Origin of the sequence: Rathayibacter sp. AY1D5 (genome assembly GCF_002932515.1) — a bacterium.
GTDB lineage: Bacteria > Actinomycetota > Actinomycetes > Actinomycetales > Microbacteriaceae > Rathayibacter.
Map to the genome: position 1 here is coordinate 12,822 of NZ_PSVU01000017.1, position 20,665 is coordinate 33,486.

The window sequence follows — 20,665 nt, forward strand, 5'->3', positions numbered from 1 at the left end:
GATTGCTCGCCTGACCAGCGGAATAGAGACACCACGCCCCCCCCCGAGGCGGAGTTGAGGTCGGAGAACCAAGCGAAAAGGGTCCCTTCGGGCCGTGGGTCTCGATACCTCGCGTTGTGGCTACTCGACCAGCATGGCGACGGGTGCCTGGTGTCGATCAGCGTCGATCGAACATGTTGCTTCTCCCCAGATATGGCGCGGAAGGCGATCGTGGTGAGCCTCGATTCGACGCACTACTGCTCTTCACCGGTAAGTCTGCGGATATGGCTAGACAGTTGGCGTGGATACACCGCTCCAGGCAACGCTAACCAGGGACCCACTGGGGGTGGCCAGGCCTCGATACGCGGCAATGCGTCTACTCGACCAGCATGACGACGAGGACCAGGTGGCGATGGTTGCCCGTGGGCCTGGTGAAAAGGTGGCGGCGGGGGCGGGATGTATCACGCTGATCTGCGGATAATCGACCGGCGCGGCGACAGAAGTCTAATGTTGGTGGGAGTCGATACGCGGCCTCGGGTTCTTCCCCGGGTTGGCACTACTGGTCTGCTGATGAGACGTGGACCCGTTATTGAGCGGCTACTCGACCCGCATTGTAGGGAGAAGGCGGCGATAGAGGGTCCTGATCGGCCGCGACGCAATTACTCGTCTGGCATGGATTCGAGCAGTGTTCAGACATCAGCAGCCACATGATCAGGAGCGTACGCGCAGCGGACCGTTTCACGTGAAACGGTGGAGGTCAGGAGGCTGCGAGCTTCGCGAGGGTGGAGTAGACGTCGCCGAGGTAGCGGCCGGATGCCTCAATGGCCTGGGGAACGAGTGAGGTCTCGGTCATTCCAGGAAGGACGTTCGCGTCGAAGAACCAGGGGAGTCCGGCGTCGTCGATGATGAAGTCGAGCCGCGACAGGTGGCGGAGTCCCAGCAGTTCGTGGATCGCAACGGCCACGCGGGACACCTCCTCCGTGATCTCCGGCGAGATCCGTGCCGGCGTGTAGAAGTGCGTCTCCCCCGCGTTGTAGCGCGCCTCGAAGGTGTACTGGCCCGCGACGGGTGCGATCTCGACAGGCGGCAGGGCGAAAGGACCGTCACCGAGGTCGAGAACACCGACGGAGACCTCGATCCCATGGATCTGCTGTTCGATGAGCACGACGTCGCCGTAGGTGTACGCCTCCACCATCGCTCGCGGGAGCTGCGCCGAGTCCGTCACGATGCTGACGCCCTGGGCCGAACCGCCCTGAGCGGGCTTCACCACGAGGGAGCCGGGCAGGTGCGCTTCGACCTGCTCCAGGATTCCGGCGGCTCCGAGCTCGCGGAAGGTCTCGCGGGGGAGGGTGACGGAGCGCGGGGTCGAGAAGCCGGCGCGAGCGACGAGCGTCTTCGCGGTCGGCTTGAACCAGGCCAGGCGCGCCGCGTCCGTCTGCGAGCCGACGTAGGCGAAGCCCGCGGCCTCGAGGAGCCCGAGGAGTGCACCGTCCTCGCCGCTCGCTCCGTGCACCGCGGGCCAGACGACGTCGGGACGCTTCTGCAGCAGCGTCGAGAGGAGGCCGGCGTCCGGTTCGTGCAGGGAGACGCGGTGGCCCATGGCGGACAAACGGTCCGCCACGCGACGACCCGACCGCAGGGAGACGTCGCGCTCGTGGCTGATGCCACCGCTGATGACGACGATGTCGAGAGTACGGTCGAGTACAGAGAAATCAGTCATGACCAGGGCTTTCTTATCGAAGGAGCGGTGTCAGGAGACATTCGGCGGCAGGACGGCGTCGCGCTTGCTCGCGTCGGCGCTGCTCAGCCGGCCCGTACCCGCGAAGGTCGACAGCAGGTCGAGCTCCCCGTTGATGACCGTGGCGAGGCGGCGGATGCCGTCTCCGATGCGCTCCGGCGTCGGGTAGCAGAACGAGAGGCGGATATTCTGACGTCCGTCCCCGTTGCCGTAGAACGCGGTGCCCGGCGTGTAGGCGACGAGCTCCTTCACCGCGCGCGGCAGCATCGCCTTGGAGTCGAGCTCCTCGGGCAGCGTGACCCAGACGTAGAAGCCGCCGTTCGGGTTCGTCCAGCTGAGGCCGGGCAGATGGGTCTGCAGGCCCTTCAGCATCGCCTCCTTCCGTTCGCGGTAGACGCCCCGGAAGGTGTCGATCTGTCCGCGCCAGTCGGCCGTCTCGAGGTACTTCGAGATGACCAGCTGGCTGAAGGACGACGGGCTGAGGACGGCCGCCTCGTTGGCGAGGATCAGCCGCTCGCGGATCGCGTGCGGAGCGAGAGCCCAGCCCACCCGGAAGCCGGGAGCGAGCGTCTTCGAGAACGTGCCGAGGTAGATCACCCCGTCCTCCTCCAGGGAGCGCATCGCCTTCGGCGGGACGTCCTCGAAGTAGAGGAGGCCGTACGGGTTGTCCTCGAGCACGAGGATTCCCTCGGACTTGCAGATCTCGAGGATCTCGACGCGGCGCTCCCAGCTGAGGGTCACGCCCGCGGGGTTGTGGAAGGTGGGGATCGTGTACAGGAACTTGATCGTCTTGCCGGCGGCGCGGACGCGGGCGATGTGCTCGCGGAGGGCGGCGGGGATGAGCCCGTGCTCGTCCATCGGGACGTGCTCGACGTCGGCCTGGTACGACCGGAAGATGACCATCGCCGTGACGTAGCTGGGGCCCTCGGAGAGGACGACGTCCCCCGGGTCCAGGAAGAGCTTGGAGACGAGCTCCAGCGCGTGCTGAGAGCCCGTGGTGACCACGATGTCGTCCGCGCTGGCAGAGATGCCCTCGAGGGCCATGACGTCGAGGATCTGCTCGCGCAGGACGGGGACGCCCTGGCCCGACCCGTACTGCAGCGCGACGGGCCACTGCTCCCGCATCACCGTCTCGATGGCGCCGGTCACCAGGTCCTGGGGGAGCGCGGACACGAACGGCATGCCGCCGGCGAGCGAGACCACTTCGGGGCGTGACGCGACGGCGAACAGGGCTCGGACCTCGCTGGCGGCCAGACCGGCCGTGCGCTCCGCATAGGAGTTGTACCAGGGGTCGAGGTTGGTGCCGCGGTTGGTCACGATGGTTCCGCTTCGCTCGGTGGACAGTGTCTCTCCGGCCGGAGCCGGGTGGATCCACAGTACCGGCCGGTCCTGTGCTGCGGCGGGGCGGTCGGGCGCCACCGCAGGGAGCGTGGCCTGCGCCCCGGCAGGGCTGTTTCACGTGAAACAGCCCCGGGAACGAGGAGAGCCCCCGTCACGACGTGACAGGGGCTCTCGGAGATCGCAGAGGGCGGTCAGGGGTGCGAACTCAGAGGAACGCGGCCAGGTCGGCCTCGAGGGCCGGCTTCGGCTTGGCGCCGATGACGGTCTTCACGACCTCGCCCTTCTGGTAGACCTTCATCGCCGGGATCGACGTGATCTGGTACTTCGCAGCGGTCTGCGGGTTCTCGTCGACGTTCAGCTTGACGATCTCGATCTTGTCGCCGTGCTCGGCCGAGATCTGGTCGAGGATCGGCGCGACCATGCGGCAGGGGCCGCACCACTCGGCCCAGAAGTCGACCAGGACGGTCTTCTCGGAGTCGAGGACGTCGGACTGGAACGATGCGTCGGTGACGCTCTTCGCGGTGGACATGGTGTTCTCTCCTTCACGAGTCGGCGGGCTGCCGGCTCCGATGTGCGATGACCGGACGGTCAGCGGGTGATGAGCTCGGCCCGGGGTGAGCCTTCGGTGTGGGCGGTGCCATCGGCGAGCGAAGCGAGGTAGTGCTCCGCGTCGAGGGCGGCGACCGTTCCGGATGCCGCGGCGGTGACGGCCTGACGGTAGGTCGGGTCGATCACGTCGCCCGCGGCGAAGACGCCGGGAACGGAGGTCTGGGAGGAGCGGCCGACCACCGAGATGGTGCCCTCGGTGGTGAGGTCGAGCTTGCCGTGCACGACGTGCGTGCGCGGGTCGTTGCCGATCGCGATGAACAGGCCGTCGAGGTCGAGGTGGGACTCGGTGCCGTCGACCGTGTCGCGCAGCTTCACGCCGTCGACGTGGTTCTCACCGGTGATGCCGGTGACCTCGGCGTTCCAGATGAACTCGATCCTCTCGTTGTCGAAGGCGCGCTTCTGCATGACCTTCGAGGCGCGGAGCGAGTCCTTGCGGTGGATCACATAGACCTTCGCGGCGTGCTTGGTGAGGAAGGTCGCCTCCTCCATGGCGGAGTCGCCCCCGCCGACGACGGCGATGGTCTTCCCCTTGAAGAAGAAGCCGTCGCAGGTGGCGCACCACGAGACACCGTGTCCCGACAGGCGGTCCTCGTCGTGGAGGCCCAGCTTGCGGTAGGCGGATCCGGTCGCGACGACGACGGTCTTCGCCTCGATGCTCTCGCCGGAGCCGAGGTGGACGGTCTTGACCTCGCCCTCGAGGTCGAGGGAGGTGACGTCGTCGTAGAAGGTCTCGGCGCCGAACTTCTCGGCCTGCGCCTGCATCGAGGTCATCAGCTCGGGGCCGAGGACGCCGTCGGGGAAGCCGGGAAAGTTCTCGACGTCGGTCGTGTTCATCAGGTCGCCGCCGATCTCGACCGACGAGGCCACGACCACCGGGTGCAGCTCGGCGCGCGCCGCGTAGATGGCGGCGGTCCAGCCGGCGGGGCCGGATCCGATGATGACGATGTCGCGCACGGCAACTCCTCGGGGTCTGTACGAGCGGTGACGGGTGGGGCGGGAGCCGAGCACCCGGAGCCGGTCGCTCGAATCGTTCCGCGGCTCCGTGGGCTACAACACATCCTAGGCGGGCACTATTCCGCGGGCCCGGGAGCGTGGGCAGCGCTACGGTCCGGCCGACTCAGCAGAACCGGAAAGGGCCTCTGACCGGGCTTTTACCGGAGCAGCATCAGCGGCCCAGTCGGCGGAGCACCGGAGCGAGGACGGCGCGCAGCTCCGGCACCCGGAGGAACCAGAGGACCGCGAAGTAGACGAGCGCCATCACGGTGCCGATCGCGGCCATCGAGAGCAGCGGCTCCACGTAGTTCGAGACGGCGAAACCGCCCGCGCGCGTGCCGCCGAGGGCGACCAGGACGCCGTAGCCGGCGGCGGCGGAGGGCAGCGCGGCGAGGACGAACTGCGCGAGCCTGACGAGGATCCGCCTGCCTCCGCGGCCGCCGAGCCGGCGGCGCAGGAGGAGGGCCGCCACGAGGGCCTGCACGCAGATGCCGAGCGAGGTCGCAGCGGCGATGCCGACAGCGGTGCGGTCGGCGGGGAGCCGGAGCACGATCAGGTACCCGGCGACCGCCACGACGACCTGCACCAGGGTGAACAGGAACGGCCGCGCTCCGTCGCTCAGGGCGTAGAACGCGCGCTGCATGATGGCGATCGAGGAGAACAGCGGCAGGGCGATCACGTAGGCCATGGCGATCGCTCCGATCGCCTGCGCGTCCGCGAACGAGTCGGTGAAGACGGAGCCGAACGGCACCGCGACCACGACGATCGCGGCGGCAGCGAAGACGAGCATCATCAGCACCAGGCGGAGCGAGGTGGAGACGTCCGAGCGGAACTCCTTCATCTCCCCCCGCGCGGTGTGGCCGCTCATCTTGGTGAAGTACGCCATGGCGATCGAGATCGCGATGACCGAGTGGGGCAGCATGAAGATCAGCCACGCCTTCTGCAGCGCCGCGGCCGAGGGCCCCTCGCCGGACGCGGTGGAGGAGACCTGGCTCTCGACGATGCCGGCGACGATGGTCAGCAGCACCGTGGCGAACGACCACAGCGACATCCGCCCGGCCGTGCCGAGACCGACGCCCCGGAAGCGGAAGTCGGGGCGGTAGCTGAGGCCGACCCTCCGCCAGAAGAGCATCAGGAACAGCGACTGGACGACGATGCCCAGCGTCGCGCTCCCGCCGAGGAGGGTGACCATCGCCGGGGACCACGAGTCGACCGGACGGTTCCCCTCCGGATCGGCGCCGAACAGCACCATGAAGGCGACGAGCCCGGCGATCACCACGACGTTGTTCAGCACGGGCGCCCAGGTGAAGGGGCCGAACGAGCCGCGGGCGTTGAGCACCTCGCCGAGGATCGTGAACAGGCCGTAGAAGAAGACCTGCGGCAGGCACCAGAACGCGAAGGCGACGGCCAGCTGGTACTGCTCCGGTCCGTAGCCGGGCGCGTAGAGGCGCACGAGCAGGGGAGCGAGGACCGTGGCGGCGATCGTGGTCACCAGGAGCAGGCCGAGCGCCAGGGTCAGCAGGCGGTTGATGTAGCCGCGGCCGCCGTCGGCGTCGAGGCCCGCCCGCACGATCTGCGGGACGAGGACGGCGTTCAGAGCGCCGCCCGCGATGATCGAGTAGATCGTGTTGGGGAGCAGGTTCGCCGTCGTGAAGGCGTCCGCGCCCGGCGCGACCGCGGCTCCGATCGTGTTCGCCATGACGATCGACATGATGAAGCCGAGGATCCGCGAGACCATCGTGCCGGAGGCGAGGACGGCGCTCGCGCGTCCGAGGGAGAAGCTAGCCACGCGGGTCCGATCGCTGGTCGTCGAGATCGGGCTGGACCTCGAGCACGGCGTTCGGGTCCTCCTCGTCCTCAGGGGTGTCGCCTCGACGGCGACGGCGGATGTTGCGGAGGATGCCGGCTCCGAAGACGACGACGAGCGCGATCCCGATGACCAGGGTGCCGACGGTCTCCCAGTCGGCGCGGACGCTGGTCGTCATGCCCGTGGGGGTGCCGATGGGGACGCCCTGCGCCGAGGTCAGCTGCAGGCCGAGGCTCGTCTCGCCGTTGCCGACCCGGGCCTTCACGGGGATGAGGACGCGGCCCTGCGAGCGGGCGTCGATCTCGGTGGTCTCGATCGCCTCCTCGTCGATGTCGAGGACGGCGTTCGAGGTCGAGGCCTGGATGCGGACGGCGATCGGCCAGGGGAGCTCGTTGCGGACGTACACGGGGATGCTCGAGTCGCGGGAGACCTGCAGGATGCTGCCGGTCGCGTCGATCGACACCAGCGAGAGCGTCCGGTCGGCCTCGGTCATGGCCGCGCCGACGGCGTCGCCCCAGCCGCTGCCGTCTCCGCGCCAGGTCACCGAGAGCAGCGCCAGCACGTCGTTGCGGCTCTTGCCCGACAGCAGCTCCGGCTCCTGCAGCACGGAGGAGAACGCCTCGACCTCGGAGCCGGCGTCGAGCAGGTCGCGCACCCGGTCGAGCCGCGACTCCGACTCCGGCGAGTCGACGACGCTCGCGCCCTCGGTCGCGGGGACGGCGAGGGCGGTGGAGAGGGCGACTCCGCGGGCCCAGGGCAGCGACTCGATCGCGTCGAGGGTCTCGGAGAGGCGCGCGGCGCCGATCGCCGAGCCGCGGCCGAGGGTGAGCACGACGTCCGGCGCGGTCCCCTCCTCCTGCACCTCGGCGAGATCGGTGGCGATCTCGGACATGCGGGCGCGCCACTCGGTGTCGTCGGTGGCGGTGGCGGCCGCGTCGAACGCCTCGGTGAGGCGCGAGTCGGCCACGACCAGGTCCGAGTCGCCGACGGTGGCGCGCGAGGTCGTGGTCACCTCCTCCGGCAGCAGGAGACCGGAGGAGGGGACGACCGTGCGGTTCACTCCGCTGGCCGCGTAGACGTCGAGGTCCGACCCCCGGAGGGTGCCCTCGTCGGGCCACGCGACGCTGCCGAGGGAGGTGCTCCAGTCGGAGGCGAGCAGCGACTCGGTGCTCGGACGCGCCGGCAGCTCCTCGGCCGGCTGGTCGGAGTCGACGGCGACCGTGGGCGCCGGGCTGGCGGTGCCGGGGACCGCGGCGAAGCGGGTGTCGTCGATCGCGTACTCGAAGGAGGTGGGAGAGAGGAGCGCGGAGAGCCCGGCCTGCGCCTGGGCCGAGACGTCGGCGTCGGCGTACGGCAGGGCGAAGCGCTCGTTCGGCACGGACTGCAGCCGGTCGAGCCAGTCGAGGGCCGACTCCGGAGCGGCGCTGCCGAGGATCCGGATCGAGGCGAGGATGCGCGGGTCGACCCCGATCGTGACGCCCTTCCCCGCGACCGCGTCGAGCTGCCGGGTGAGGGTCCCCGTGCCGTCGGTGTAGTCGGCGAGGGCCTCGGCCGAGAGCAGGCCGTCGGCCGTGTCCGGGACGGTGAGCGGGACGAGGACGCTGACGCCGGTCTCGCGCTCCGGGGCCGCCGTGTCGTCGGTCAGCTCGACGGCCGTGCGGGCGGTCGAGACGACACCACCCGGACCGGTGACCGTGACGAGGACGGCGTGGGTGCCGAGCGCGGTCCGGTCGTTGGAGAAGGGGATCTGGTCGACCGGCACGGTGAGGCCGGCCTCGGCGGTGCTGGAGGGCAGCAGGCGCAGCTGGGCGGTCGCACGGACCGGGTCGGTGTCGTTGTCGGCCTCGGCGTCGAGCCAGTCGTGCAGCTCCGCGCGGGTGTCGAGGGTGGCGTAGGAGAGGGCGACCGTCACGTCGGCGCTGTCGATCGCCTCGGTGGTGCCGTTGCGCACGGCGATCGAGAGCTCGAGGTCCTGGCCGGGCCGCAGGACGCCGTCGCTGCCGGCCCCCGCGGTCGTGGTGACGATGCCGGGAGCGGGCGTCGAGGTCGCCGTCGCGGCGGCGACCGGGGCCGCGAGGGCGGGGGAGGCCACGCCGGTCAGGCCGAGCGCGAGGGCGGCGGCACCTGCCGAGCGGAGCAGGAGGAGGGCCGCCCGCGAGCGGCGGGAGCGGAGGGAGGGGTCGCGCCGATGCATCGGACTCACTCGGCCTCCATGCGGGTGATTCTACGGGCAGCCCTCCTCGGGGCAGGCGGTGCGTCCGCTGTGCACGCGGATCCCCCTGTAACCCCCTGGCACGGTCACCCGCTGACGGGACACCCCCCGCCACTAGGATCGTGCGAATGCACAGCGTCCAGACCGCTCTCGAGACCCTCCGCGCGCTCGCGGGGACGCCCACGGTGGCGCGGCTGGCGGAGGCGTTCGCAGCCCAGGGCCACGAGCTCGCGCTGGTCGGCGGCCCGGTCCGCGACGCCTTCCTCGGCCACGGCGTGCACGACCTCGACTTCACCACCTCCGCGCGCCCCGACGACATCGTGCGGATCGTCGCTCCGATCGCCGAGGCGCACTGGGACATCGGCCGGGCCTTCGGCACGATCGGCGCTCGCGTGGCCGGCGAGACGGTCGAGATCACGACCTACCGCAGCGACAGCTACGACGGGGTGAGCCGCAAGCCCGAGGTCGAGTTCGGCGACTCGCTCGAGGGCGACCTGGTGCGGCGCGACTTCACGGTCAACGCGATGGCGCTGCGGCTCCCGGAGGTCGTCCTCGTCGATCCCTCGGGAGGAGTGGAGGACCTGCTCGCCGGCCGGCTGCGCACCCCCTCCCCCGCCGACCTCTCCTTCGGCGACGATCCGCTCCGGATGCTCCGCGGCGCGCGCTTCACCTCACAGCTCGGCTTCCGCACCACCGACGAGGTCGAGTGGGCCATGGCCGAGCTCGCCGGCCGGATCGACGACGTCTCGGCGGAGCGCGTGCAGGAGGAGCTGCGGAAGCTCCTCGCGACCGCCTCGCCCCGCGCCGGCCTGGAGCTGCTGGTCGACACCGGTCTGGCCGGTCGCTTCCTCCCGGAGCTGCCCGCGCTGCGCCTGGAGCAGGACGAGCACCACCACCACAAGGACGTCTACACCCACAGCCTCACCGTGCTGGAGCAGGCGATCGCGCTGGAGGAGTCGCGGCACCCCGGAGCCGCGCCCGACGTCGTGCTGCGGCTCGCCGCTCTCCTGCACGACATCGGCAAGCCTGCCACGCGGCGGCTCGAGCCGGCCGGAGCGGTGAGCTTCCACCACCACGACCTGGTCGGCTCCAAGCTCGCGATCAAGCGGATGCGCGCACTGAAGTTCGACAACCAGACGACGAAGGACGTGGCCCGCCTCATCGAGCTGCACCTGCGCTTCTTCGGGTACACGGACGGCGCGTGGACCGACTCCGCGGTGCGCCGCTACGTGACCGACGCCGGGCCCCTGCTCGAGCGGCTGCACATCCTCACCCGCGCCGACGTGACCACGCGCAACCGCCGCAAGGCCGACCGGCTCGCGCACGCATACGACGACCTCGAGGCGCGCATCGCGGAGCTCGCCGAGAAGGAGGAGCTCGCCTCCAAGCGCCCCGACCTCGACGGCACGCGGATCATGGAGATCCTCGGCCTCGCCCCGGGCCCCGAGGTCGGGCAGGCGTACCGGTTCCTGCTGGAGCTGCGGCTCGAGGAGGGGCCGCTCGGCGAGGAGGTCGCGACGCAGCGGCTCCGCGAGTGGTGGGCGTCGCGCTGAGGCGCTGAGCCGGGCCCCGTGCCCGCCTCGCCCTGCGCCCGGGATGGTGCGCCTCGAGCGGATCCGTCCGGCGCGTCGCGGCGGTCCTGTTGTAGTCTGTACAGGTTGTCCACGACCAGACGCACTCGCGTCCGCGGGAGTGGGCAGATGCTACATACCCTCCTGTCACGGAAATACCGTGGCCGTTCAGTCCGAAGGAGGTGGGTTAGTGACGCATCAGTACGAGATCATGGTCATCCTGGACCCCGAGATCGATGAGCGCACCGTCGCTCCGAGTCTCGACAAGTTCCTCAACGTCATCCGCACCGATGGTGGATCCATCGACAAGGTCGACGTCTGGGGCCGCCGTCGTCTGGCGTACGAGATCAACAAGAAGTCCGAGGGCATCTACGCCGTCGTCGACTTCACGTCGACCTCCGCCGCAGCGAACGAGCTCGACCGTCAGCTGAAGCTGTCCGAGGCCGTCATGCGCACCAAGGTGCTGCGGGCCGAAGAGGGCATCGCCCAGGTCGCGGCCGCCGCGAAGCTCGCCGACGAGAAGGCCGCCCGCAAGGCTGCCAAGGCCTCGGCCGCTCCCAAGGCGTAGCGCTCATGGCCGGCGAGACGATCATCACCGTGGTGGGGAACCTCACCGCCGACCCCGAGCTGCGCTACACGCAGGGCGGGCTCGCGGTCGCGAACTTCACCATCGCCTCCACGCCGCGCACCTTCGACCGTCAGGCGAACGACTGGAAGGACGGCGAAGCGCTGTTCCTCCGCGCCTCCGTCTGGCGTGAGTTCGCCGAGAACGTCGCAGGAACGCTGACCAAGGGCAGCCGCGTCATCGCGACCGGCCGCCTGAAGCAGCGCTCCTACGAGACGAAGGAAGGCGAGAAGCGCACCAGCATCGAGCTCGAGATCGACGAGATCGGGCCCTCGCTGCGCTACGCGACCGCGCAGGTCACGCGCGCCTCCGGTGGAGGCGGACGCGGCCAGGCCGGTGGCGGCCAGGGCAACGGCGGTCAGATCGGCGGCGGCCAGGGCGGCTTCGGCGGCGGCGGTCAGGGGGGCTCCGGCAACGCCGGCGGCAACCGTGGCGGTCAGGCCGAGGAGCCGTGGGCGCCGAGCGCTCCCGCCGGTGGCGACGTGTGGAGCACGCCGGGCAGCTACAACGACGAGACGCCGTTCTGAGCCTCGGCTCGGACGCTCTCCTCACCTGAATCACGCCTCCCCCGCACCGCGATCGCTCGCGGCGGGGCAGGGGCGAACCAGAATCTAAGGAAACCACTATGGCTGGAAAGAGCAGCGGCGACCGCCGCAAGCCGATCCGCGGCAAGGGCGCGAAGAACGCGGCCCCCGCGAAGTCGGTCCGCGTGGGTGTCATCGACTACAAGGACGTCGCGACCCTCCGCAAGTTCATCTCGGAGCGCGGGAAGATCCGCGCCCGTCGTATCACCGGCGTCTCCGTTCAGGAGCAGCGCCTCATCGCCCGTGCCGTCAAGAACGCCCGCGAGATGGCGCTCCTGCCCTACGCCGGCAGCGGAAGGTAGGTAACGGTATGTCCAAGGTCATCCTGACCCACGAGGTCGACGGACTCGGCTCGGCCGGCGACGTCGTCGACGTGAAGAACGGGTTCGCCCGCAACTACCTCATCCCGCAGGGCTTCGGCGTCGCGTGGACCCGCGGTGGCGAGAAGCAGGTCGAGCAGATCAAGTCGGCGCGAGCCGCCCGTGAGCACAAGACCATCGAAGAGGCCCAGCACACCAAGCAGGTCCTCGAGGCCAACCGCGTGAAGCTGACGGTCAAGGCCGGCAAGGACGGCCGCCTGTTCGGCTCGGTGAAGACCTCCGACATCGCGAACGCGGTGGCGGCGGCCGGATTCGGCGAGCTCGACAAGCGCAAGATCGTCATCTCGAACGCGATCAAGCACGTCGGCGAGCACGAGGCCGTGGTGCGTCTGCGCGACGACATCCAGGCCACTGTGAAGCTGCAGGTGGTCGCGGCCAAGTAAGGCCGCGAGAACGCCGCGGAGGGCGGTGCGACGGGACTTCCGAGTCCCCTCGCACCGCCCTTCGTCGTTCCCGTTCTCCACAGCTCCATCCACATACACCCTCCGGCGGGACCAACCTTCACTGTGGTCTTGAGACTCTTTTCCCCACACACCTGTGGAAAGCAGGAAATGCCTGGTCAAAAGCCGGAAAAAACTTGCTGAGGGCCGCTGATCCCACAGGGTTGTCCACACGTTGCCCACAGTGGGCCCGGCGTTTCCCCTCGGTTCTGCACAGCTCTCTCCACAGGGCGGTTTGCGTGCCGCGGGCGGCGGTCCGTAGGGTGGCGCAGCGCCCCGCGAGGGGTGCGGGCAGGCGCCCGTGCGCCGCTGTCGGAGGTCGCTGGTAGACCGGATCCTGGCACCGGCTCGACCGGACGCGCAGCACCCGACAGGAGGAGGCGAAGGCATGACGATCGCGCACCTGGCGGTACCCGGCTCGGACGGACGGGACGGTCGCGGAGACCGTGGCGAGTCGCGCGGGAACGAGCGGACCCCTCCGCACGACCTCCTCGCCGAGCAGTCGGCGCTGGGCGGCATGCTGCTCTCGAAGGACGCGGTCGCCGACGTCGTCGAGAGCGTCAAGGGCACCGACTTCTACATCCCCAAGCACGAGATCGTCTTCGACGCGATCCTCGCCCTCTACTCGCACGGCGAGCCGACCGACGTCATCGCGGTCACCGACGAGCTCACGAAGCAGGGGGAGCTGCAGCGGGCCGGCGGCGCCGACTACCTGCACACGCTCACCTCGATGGTCCCCACCGCGGCCAACGCTGGCTACTACGCCTCCATCGTCGCCGAGCGCGCTCTGCTGCGCCGCCTCGTCGAGGCGGGCACCCGCATCGCGCAGATGGGCTACCAGGGCGAGGGCGAGGTGCTCGACCTGGTCAACACGGCGCAGGCCGAGATCTACAACGTCACCGGCTCCGAGACGGCGGAGGACTACGTCCCGCTGACCGACGCGGTGACCGTCGCGATCGACGAGATCGAGGCGGCCGCTCACAAGGACGGCAGCTTCACCGGCGTCCCCACCGGCTTCGCCGACCTCGACGACCTGACCAACGGCTTCCACGCCGGGCAGATGATCATCGTCGCCGCGCGCCCCGCGCTCGGAAAGTCGACGCTGGCGCTCGACTTCGCCCGTGCCGCCGCGATCAAGCACAACATGGCCACGATCTTCTTCTCCCTCGAGATGGGGCGCAGCGAGATCGCGATGCGCCTCCTCTCGGCCGAGGCGTCCGTGCCGCTGCAGCACATGCGGAAGGGCACGGTCGACCAGCGCGACTGGACGACCATCGCCTCCACCCGCGGCCGGATCAACGACGCGCCGCTCTACATCGACGACTCGCCCAACATGACCCTCGTCGAGATCCGGGCGAAGTGCCGCCGGCTCAAGCAGCGGGTCGGGCTCAAGATGGTCGTCATCGACTACCTGCAGCTGATGACCTCCGGGAAGAAGGTCGAGAGCCGCCAGCAGGAGGTCTCGGAGTTCTCCCGTGCCCTCAAGCTCCTCGCGAAGGAGCTGCAGGTGCCGGTCATCGCGCTCTCGCAGCTGAACCGAGGCCCCGAGCAGCGCGCCGACAAGCTCCCCGCCATCTCGGACCTCCGCGAGTCCGGCTCGATCGAGCAGGACGCCGACATGGTGATCCTCCTGCACCGCGAGAGCGCCTACGAGAAGGACAACCCGCGCGCGGGCGAGGCCGACCTCATCGTCGCCAAGCACCGCAACGGCCCGACCCGCACGGTGACCGTGGGCTTCCACGGCCACTTCTCGCGCTTCGCCGACATCCCGGCGGTCTGACGTGCGCTACTGTAGGTTTTTTTGAAGTTGTCCATTTCGGAGATGAAATGTCTACGCGATGTCCATCTGGACATTTCTGCATGTCTCAGGCATCAGTGAGCGATGATTGCGCCGCGTTTCAAGGCTTCACTCAGGCTTTGATGAGCTCGTAGAGTGAGCCGTGCTTGCTCTTCATCGTGGCCTCGACGGAGGTGGCGAGGGCTGTGTCGCGAATGAGCATTCCGAACTCAACATTTCGGTTCTCGGCTGAGTAGCTGAAGTTCGCGCTGGTGATCAGCAGCAGTTCGTGGTCAACTACGACGAACTTCGCGTGACTTACTACTTGCTTGCCGGTGGGCAGGACCGCTGAGCGGTAGACGGTTGCCTTCGGGAGTTGTGCCTTGACCGTCGTGGCATCGGCGACCCCGGCGTCGACGTATACGGTGGCAACGACTCCCGGCTGGTCTGAGGCCGCTTTGAGCGCGCTCCACATCTGCGAGGTGTCCTGGAAGTTGTAGGTGGCAGCAGTGACCGACTGCCGTGCTGCTCCGATGATCCGGTGGAACTCGCTCGTCAGATGCCCGGTGTTCGCTTCGTTTCCGGGCATCGTCCACACTGGAGTCAACTCGCGCAGGGCAGTTTTCGCACCGACTAAGGCTCTGAGAACGTTGAGCGCCCGGTCCCGATCGCCCGGTCCGAGACCGGCAGCTACGAGCAGTGCCTTGACTTGGTCTCGGCGGTTCATCGAGATCACCTGCGCGGCGATGCTGATCGGTGTCCCGCTCTCGAACTGCACGGCGAGCCGTTCCGCCTCTGTGCCAGTGAGGAAGCTGCCGAGTTCGGCGAGCGGATCAGAATCCATGGACGTCGCCGAAGAACCCGGGGACGATCGGGCCGTTCGAGGTCGGGAGCGCGAGGAGGAACCGGCGGTCGAGGAAGCGGTTGGCTTTCTCACACGAGGTCTCAGAGGCGAAGGCGCAGGAGTGGCACGCCGCGCCGTGCAAGAAGTCCTCGGGGTCTGACGGAGTGCGCTGGGCGCACACCGGGTCGGACGAGCACCGCCAGGCCCGACGAAGCGCCGAGAGCACAATCCCCTGAAGACGGGCAGGCTCGGACAGAGCGACAAGGCCGCCGAGGGTTCCTTCGCTGTCCGAAGCGGTCGTGCATATGAGCAGTCCGGCAGCGGCAGCGCGGCCAGGAGCCTCACCCCAGGCGTAGATGCGTTCGGTGAGGCTCGCGGCACCGTAACCGGAGTACATGGCCATTTCTCGTATGAGGATGTGCGAGAGAGTGTGCACGAGCCAGTACCGCGGGTCGGGCAACCGGGTGTCGGGGTTCACAGCGGCAGCGGTCTCGGAGAACCGTCGCGCAAAGTTCCGGCGGTGCGACTGGACGTGCGCGTCCCATAGTGCAGTGGTCGCGATCTGGCGTTCCCACCGGTCGACGGCAGCGAGATCCAGCTGCAGGAAGATGCCTTCGCCGCGATCCTCGGTAGCAGGCACCCAGGTTGGCCTGCCTCCGCGAGTCAGGTCGACTAGGCGCGAGGCCGCATCGTTGACGCGGTCCATCTCATCGAGCCGGGTGAAGCCGAGGACGGCGTTGACGCGCTTCATCCGGTTCACCCCCACCACGCGCGTGATGCGTGAATGCAACTGGTCGCTTCGCTGCATCTCGGTGACCATAAGGCCAGTGTTGTTCTGCTGTTCGGGGAAGAGGGCGGGCTTTTGGAGATAGTTCCACTCTGGGACCAGCAACTCGATTGGGTCCCAGCTCGCGCGACGCTCCTCGCGCGCTTCATCAGACTCCGGCGGCGCGAGCACGTCGGCTATAGCCTGGGCGATGTCCTCATCGCTCAGCCCCGTGACGGCGATGTTGCGAGCGGCCGCAAGTGCGCGGATGACGGAAATCTGGGAGGCGAACTGCTGGATCTGCTCGATGCCGAGCTCGACGCGCAGTTGGTCGGCGAGTACTTCCTTCTTCTCCTCCTCGGAGCGCGGCATGACGATGATGCTCTGCGTCGAGCCGAACCACAGGTTCGAGGCGCCCATCATGATCAGCGATGGCTGTGCCTTGCAGCCGGGGTAGAACGCGCCGAGGTGCGGGTGCCGGCCGCGGCAGGTCTGGGGCAGCTTGAGACGTCCCCTGACCCCCTGCGCCTCGGCCATGCCGCGGGTGGCGTTGCAGGACTGGCAGATGATCGTCGAGCCGACGCTCTTGCCGACGTTGGCGTCGCGCATCTTGAGGTCGGGGTTCTCGGCACTGGGGCACTTCTGTCCCTTATGTACCCAGAGTGTGTACGGAAACTCGTCGAGGTGGCCGTTGGTGCAGGTCAGCAAGTGCTGGGCGGGAACGGCGGGGCTTCCCTCTCGTCGTCCGCGGCCGCCGCGGCCGGGGCAGGGCTTATGGGTGAATTGTGCGAGGTCGGGCCGGAACGGGTGCGTGTTGGAGTAGGTGAACCGGGTGAGCGGGCCGAGGTAGTCGCATCCGGTGCATCGGAACCATTGGGGGAACACTCGGGCGGGCAGGCCGAGGTCGGTGCCCTCGTTCGACCTGGTGCTCTTCGTCGGCTGCCAGGGGAACGGGCGCAGTGCGTCCACCTGGGCACCGAGGTGCAGGCGCACGACGTTGAGCAGGCGCGGCTCGAGGATCGTCGGAACCACCTCGCGGCGCTTCCAGATGGGCTCCCAATCGTCGAGCCCTGCAGGCATCACTGAGAAGTTGGGCAGGTCCATGATCGCGCCAGGGCCATAGGTGTAGAGCAGCGACGAGGGTCGGGCGGAGCCGACTTTCGCGCGGTTCTTTGCCACGTCCTGATCGGCGTCGCCGAGCGGGTCGAGGGCGGCGTTATTGTCGGGCAGCGCGGCGGTAGCGGTGTCGGTCATCAGTCGTCCTCCCCAGCGGGCATTGCCCAGTCGTCCACGCCTGCCGGGGTTCGGACGAAGAGCCGGTCCGGTATCGGCGACACCAGAATGTTGATCTCGGGCTGCACCTCGCGCATTGAGTTCGCGATCACGAACGGCGCCTCGACCGAACTACCCACGTTGGCTCGGTGGTTCTCGGGGCTGATGACCAGCGGCAGGTACTTGTCGCCCTCGCCGGTGCGCTCGTAGATCAGAGTCTTGTGGATCTCGCGGGCATACCCGGCGCGGCTGGTCCACCGGTCGACCCGATTGGTGAGCAGGTCGCTGGCCTTCTTTGTGAGATCGTCGTCCTGGGACGCAGCGAGGATGCGCGCCTTGAGCCGGTCGATGATCGCGAAGACGGCGGAGTGCTGCGGCGTGATCTTCCCGGCCTGGTTCTCGGGCGACAGCCCGTCGGCGACCGTTGCCTGTGCAACGCGGACGACACTAGTTAGCAGCCCGTCGATGCCACGCTCCAGGGAGGTCGGCGAGAACGGCGTCACCGACAGGGCCTCGACCTGCTTGTAAAAGGTGTCGTGGTAGTGCCGGAACTGCTCGAAGTGGGCCAGGTCGCGGGGGCGCGCCCAGTTTGCGAGCGACACGACCAGACCCGGCCGGGCGGCGTCGCGGCCGACGCGGGAGGAGGCCTGGATGTACTCGGCGGTGTTCTTCGGTTGGCCGACCACGAGCATCAGCCCGAGTCGCTGCACGTCGACGCCGACCTGGAGCATCGACGTCGCGAGCACCACGTCGAACGGCGTCTCGCCGTCGCGTTTCGGCGCGGCCTTGTCTTCGCGGCGCAGCGCGATGCGCGCGTTAAAGGCGTCGGTAGTGTCGTAGCCCGGGGCGAACTCGAGCCCGAGCTTGTCGAGAGTCTTGCCGATGTCGGCACCGGAGATGCGGGATGTCAGCTCTGCGACATTGAGGCTGCCGAACGCGGTGCCATAGCGGCGCGGGAAGCCGGAGTCACGGCGCGGGTTGCCGACCCGGGTACTTACGTCGTCATCGACATACCGCCGCATGCCGGCCAGCTCGCGGGTGGCGTTGAAGTATCCCACAAGCGTCATATACGGATCGGCCTTCTCACCGGCGCGGTCGAACAGCAACTGGCCCGCGAGCAGCAGCACCTCGGCGAGCCGGATCTCGGCGCTGGACAGGCGCACGCCTGGTGCGCTGACGCCGATGTACCGACGTCCCGGGTTCTCGTCGGAGACTTCGACCTCGCGGGAGAAGAACGTGTCGGCGACATCAAGCAACTGCGGCGGGAAGATCTCCACCTTGCGACCATAGAGCTGGCGCACCTGTTCGATCGCGTTGCGCACGGTCGCGGTGGAGGCGACGATCAGCGGCTTGACCGGCTGGCCCTGGGGGGTTTCCCACGAGCACAGCGTCTCGACGGCGACCTCGAAGAGCCCGACCGCAGTACCGAGGGCCCCGGTAATCAGATGCAGCTCGTCCTGGATGATCAGGTCCGGCGGGCGCAGCCGTCCTACCGGCGTCACGGTCGCGGCGGGGTGGCCGTTGTTGGCAGGGTGCGAGCTGACGGTACATGCCGAGTAGTCGGTGTGCACGTAACCGTGGCGACCGCAGCGCTTGCTGACGAAGCCGAATAGCGATGCCGCTTCGCCTTCGCGGGCGAGCCGGGCGAACTTGTCGACAGTGGCGATGACAAAGGCCGGGGCGAGCCGGTAGATCTCCTCGTCGACCGTCAGCACCGGCAGGCCTTCCTTGACGGCCCCGCCCTTCGAGAACGGGCAGCGGCCGAGTTCGTCACCGCAGTGGACGAAGACCCGTCGGCTGGTCGGGTCGCCCTTCACGTTCGCCGGGGTGATCTCGGTGCCACACCACGGGCAGCGCTGAATCTGGAGGACGGTTAGCCGGTGCGACGCCCCGTCATTGATCTTCTTGAGCTGCTCGTCGGCTTCCTCGAACCGCTTAGGGCTTACGTCGGTACCAACCCACAAGCCGATGCGGAACGGCTCGGTGCCCCAGGTGGATTCGTCTGCGCGGCGGGCGAGTTCGGCAGCACAAACGAGCGCGGTTGCGCGCTGGAACTGCTGCGCGGTGAGTAGCCGCAGCGTGTACCGCATCAGCACCGCAACACCGTCGCTGCCGTTCAGCGGGCCATCCGACGAGGCAACGACTGCCTGGCGCCGCCGGATAGCGAATGTGTAGGCCGCCAGGCCGAGATAGGCCTCGGTCTTGCCACCACCAGTGGGGAAAAACAGCAGCTCGACCCGGGCCAGGTCCTTTGCGCTGCGCAGCGGCGTCGTCGGGTCGGTGAGCGCACCGAGCTGCATGAGGATGAAGGCGAGCTGGAACGGACGCCACGACGCGACCGGTTTGCCCTCCGCCTCGTCAGCTTCGAGGTTCTGCCACGCCTGCGCGATCGACAATGACGACTCGGTCTTGCGGGTCTCCGCGACCTGGGAGGCCAGACGCTGATCGCGCATGACAACGTTCATGAACTGGAAGCATTGCAGGGCTGTGGGGTCGGTGGTGACGAACTCCAGTCCCGCGACCAACCGCTGGTGCGCCTGCCGAGCCTCCCACAACACGACCTCGGCGGTATCCCGCAGGTGCCCAGGCAGTTTTCCTGCCGCCGTCTCCTGCCGGTCGAGCCACTCGCCATAGCCAGCCACGAGCGGTGCCAGCCCGGCCCGCAACTCGTCGGGCGTCGCCACGGCAAGTGCGTTCATCAACAGCATCGCGCCCTCGACCTCCCCGGCACGGGTCTGAGGGGTCTCGGCGGTCGGCAGCCAGGTTGTCGATACCGACGTTGCTCGGCGCGAGTCCTTACGCACGACCCAGTCTGCCGAACAGGTGCGGCCGATCGCGAACTCCAGGCGGTTTTTGTACTGGAGATCGAGCCTTCGAACCTCATCGTCGTGCTCGGGCCACTCCTGCTCCAGCACGTCGCGAACCGGCAGGAACACCTCTGCGCCGCCAGCGTCGATGAGCACCTTGGTTTGGAACATCCACATGTTCGATGGGATCGGCAGAGGCGTCTCGCGGTCGTTACACAACGCGATCTCAACGAGCACCCTCCCGTACTCGGGGTCGTCGTAGCGGTCGATGCGTAGGCAGATCGCGTCGCGCAGCACGATGGTCTCGGTGCGTCCCTGAGTGAGCGTCGACACCGCGATGGAGCGTGTCTCTTCGATCGGGGTCCGTTGATACTTCCGGATCGGGCGGCCAGTCTTCTTCGAGATTTCCTCTGTCTCGACAGTCTCGTAGGTCCCCCACGAGGCGGTCACGGTAAACAACGCCAGATCGGTCGGAACCTGGAACCGCAGGCCCATCGACGCCGGGATCATCAGACCCTGCTTCGGCGCACGGTCCTCGACGTCGTCCTCTTCGGTGTCAGCGTCGCTCTCGTCGACCGCAACCGTCGGCACACCTCGACCCTCGGTGGCGCCACCGTCGTCGAGGCGCACTTCAGTCAGGTCGTCCGCGTCATCCTGACCGAGGGCCGACCCGCTCGTGCTGGTGAGTTTCACCGGAGCGATCAAGCCCGCCAGATACATCTGCTTCGGGCTAAATGGCAGGATTTCGTTTTCGCCGTTGATTGGGCCGAGCAGCTCTCGCTCCAAGATGTCGACGAGGTTTTCGCGCACGCCGAACGCGGTGCCATTCGTCGGGAAGTTGAGCACGTAGCCCGACTCCGCTGGGGTGTCCGTGCTCTCTGCCATGGGTCCCAGTCTGCCGGAGTCCAGGGACGTGAGGA

General features: G+C 68.4%; 15 protein-coding genes. 6 read left to right on the top strand and 9 right to left on the bottom strand.

Annotated elements, in window-relative coordinates; genetic code table 11:
* Positions 1 to 736: 736 nt before the first annotated feature.
* The 6 genes from C5C82_RS07075 to C5C82_RS07100 form a co-directional block, all read right to left on the bottom strand.
* Complete coding sequence (locus C5C82_RS07075; protein WP_104354840.1) at positions 737 to 1,699, bottom strand: ATP-grasp domain-containing protein; 963 nt, start codon at positions 1,697 to 1,699, stop codon at positions 737 to 739.
* 30 nt (positions 1,700 to 1,729) lie between these two features.
* Positions 1,730 to 3,034, bottom strand: a complete 1,305-nt coding sequence (locus C5C82_RS07080; RefSeq protein ID WP_104354841.1) for a PLP-dependent aminotransferase family protein — start codon at positions 3,032 to 3,034, stop codon at positions 1,730 to 1,732.
* A gap of 229 nt (positions 3,035 to 3,263) precedes the next feature.
* Positions 3,264 to 3,587 carry a thioredoxin gene (gene trxA / locus C5C82_RS07085; protein WP_104222687.1) on the bottom strand — a complete coding sequence of 108 codons (324 nt, stop codon included), beginning with the start codon at positions 3,585 to 3,587 and terminating at the stop codon, positions 3,264 to 3,266.
* A 59-nt stretch (positions 3,588 to 3,646) separates the two neighbouring features.
* Complete coding sequence (gene trxB, locus C5C82_RS07090; protein WP_104225794.1) at positions 3,647 to 4,621, bottom strand: thioredoxin-disulfide reductase; 975 nt, start codon at positions 4,619 to 4,621, stop codon at positions 3,647 to 3,649.
* Positions 4,622 to 4,832: 211 nt separating this feature from the next.
* A complete protein-coding gene (murJ, locus tag C5C82_RS07095) occupies positions 4,833 to 6,449 on the bottom strand; it encodes a murein biosynthesis integral membrane protein MurJ (protein ID WP_244230550.1) in 1,617 nt (538 codons plus the stop codon).
* Positions 6,442 to 8,661, bottom strand: coding sequence for a DUF6049 family protein (locus tag C5C82_RS07100; protein WP_104354842.1), 2,220 nt, complete (start codon positions 8,659 to 8,661; stop codon positions 6,442 to 6,444). Before C5C82_RS07100 ends, murJ begins: the two co-directional genes overlap by 8 nt.
* Positions 8,662 to 8,807: 146 nt before the next feature.
* On the opposite strand from C5C82_RS07100, the gene C5C82_RS07105 reads away from it, so the two are divergent.
* The 6 genes from C5C82_RS07105 to dnaB all read left to right on the top strand — a co-directional run bounded on the left by C5C82_RS07105 (position 8,808) and on the right by dnaB (position 14,059).
* The gene (locus C5C82_RS07105) at positions 8,808 to 10,232 is read left to right on the top strand and encodes a CCA tRNA nucleotidyltransferase (RefSeq protein ID WP_104225796.1); all 1,425 of its coding nucleotides are present in this window, start codon (positions 8,808 to 8,810) and stop codon (positions 10,230 to 10,232) included.
* A 208-nt stretch (positions 10,233 to 10,440) separates the two neighbouring features.
* Positions 10,441 to 10,818, top strand: coding sequence for a 30S ribosomal protein S6 (gene rpsF / locus C5C82_RS07110; protein WP_068207796.1), 378 nt, complete (start codon positions 10,441 to 10,443; stop codon positions 10,816 to 10,818).
* A 5-nt stretch (positions 10,819 to 10,823) separates the two neighbouring features.
* Complete coding sequence (locus C5C82_RS07115) at positions 10,824 to 11,402, top strand: single-stranded DNA-binding protein (protein ID WP_104222691.1); 579 nt, start codon at positions 10,824 to 10,826, stop codon at positions 11,400 to 11,402.
* A gap of 98 nt (positions 11,403 to 11,500) precedes the next feature.
* Entirely contained in the window at positions 11,501 to 11,761 is a 261-nt protein-coding gene (gene rpsR / locus C5C82_RS07120) for a 30S ribosomal protein S18 (protein ID WP_055784551.1), read from the top strand.
* A gap of 8 nt (positions 11,762 to 11,769) precedes the next feature.
* Positions 11,770 to 12,222 carry a 50S ribosomal protein L9 gene (gene rplI / locus C5C82_RS07125; protein WP_104222692.1) on the top strand — a complete coding sequence of 151 codons (453 nt, stop codon included), beginning with the start codon at positions 11,770 to 11,772 and terminating at the stop codon, positions 12,220 to 12,222.
* 445 nt (positions 12,223 to 12,667) lie between these two features.
* Entirely contained in the window at positions 12,668 to 14,059 is a 1,392-nt protein-coding gene (dnaB, locus tag C5C82_RS07130) for a replicative DNA helicase (protein WP_104225797.1), read from the top strand.
* 130 nt (positions 14,060 to 14,189) lie between these two features.
* On the opposite strand, the gene drmC is transcribed toward dnaB, so the two are convergent.
* Genes drmC through drmA form a run of 3 tightly spaced genes read right to left on the bottom strand, consistent with a single transcriptional unit; the run spans position 14,190 to position 20,630 of the window.
* On the bottom strand, positions 14,190 to 14,900 hold the full coding sequence (drmC, locus tag C5C82_RS07135) for a DISARM system phospholipase D-like protein DrmC (protein WP_104354843.1): 711 nt from the start codon (positions 14,898 to 14,900) through the stop codon (positions 14,190 to 14,192).
* Entirely contained in the window at positions 14,890 to 16,920 is a 2,031-nt protein-coding gene (drmB, locus tag C5C82_RS07140) for a DUF1998 domain-containing protein (RefSeq protein ID WP_104354844.1), read from the bottom strand. The genes drmC and drmB overlap by 11 nt, the downstream gene beginning before the upstream one ends.
* Positions 16,920 to 20,630 (bottom strand): DISARM system helicase DrmA, encoded by a 3,711-nt coding sequence (drmA, locus tag C5C82_RS07145; protein WP_104354845.1) that lies wholly within the window; start codon positions 20,628 to 20,630, stop codon positions 16,920 to 16,922. The genes drmB and drmA overlap by 1 nt, the downstream gene beginning before the upstream one ends.
* Between the last annotated feature and the right edge of the window lie 35 nt (positions 20,631 to 20,665).

What these genes read in the sequence shown, in the direction of transcription:
- drmB (WP_104354844.1), bottom strand. Translation starts at nt 16,920, where the DNA reads ATGACCGACACCGCTACCGCCGCGCTGCCCGACAATAACGCCGCCCTC.
- C5C82_RS07105 (WP_104225796.1), top strand. Translation starts at nt 8,808, where the DNA reads ATGCACAGCGTCCAGACCGCTCTCGAGACCCTCCGCGCGCTCGCGGGG.
- rplI (WP_104222692.1), top strand. Translation starts at nt 11,770, where the DNA reads ATGTCCAAGGTCATCCTGACCCACGAGGTCGACGGACTCGGCTCGGCC.
- trxA (WP_104222687.1), bottom strand. Translation starts at nt 3,587, where the DNA reads ATGTCCACCGCGAAGAGCGTCACCGACGCATCGTTCCAGTCCGACGTC.
- C5C82_RS07100 (WP_104354842.1), bottom strand. Translation starts at nt 8,661, where the DNA reads ATGCATCGGCGCGACCCCTCCCTCCGCTCCCGCCGCTCGCGGGCGGCC.
- C5C82_RS07115 (WP_104222691.1), top strand. Translation starts at nt 10,824, where the DNA reads ATGGCCGGCGAGACGATCATCACCGTGGTGGGGAACCTCACCGCCGAC.
- drmC (WP_104354843.1), bottom strand. Translation starts at nt 14,900, where the DNA reads ATGGATTCTGATCCGCTCGCCGAACTCGGCAGCTTCCTCACTGGCACA.
- dnaB (WP_104225797.1), top strand. Translation starts at nt 12,668, where the DNA reads ATGACGATCGCGCACCTGGCGGTACCCGGCTCGGACGGACGGGACGGT.
- rpsR (WP_055784551.1), top strand. Translation starts at nt 11,501, where the DNA reads ATGGCTGGAAAGAGCAGCGGCGACCGCCGCAAGCCGATCCGCGGCAAG.
- C5C82_RS07075 (WP_104354840.1), bottom strand. Translation starts at nt 1,699, where the DNA reads ATGACTGATTTCTCTGTACTCGACCGTACTCTCGACATCGTCGTCATC.
- drmA (WP_104354845.1), bottom strand. Translation starts at nt 20,630, where the DNA reads ATGGCAGAGAGCACGGACACCCCAGCGGAGTCGGGCTACGTGCTCAAC.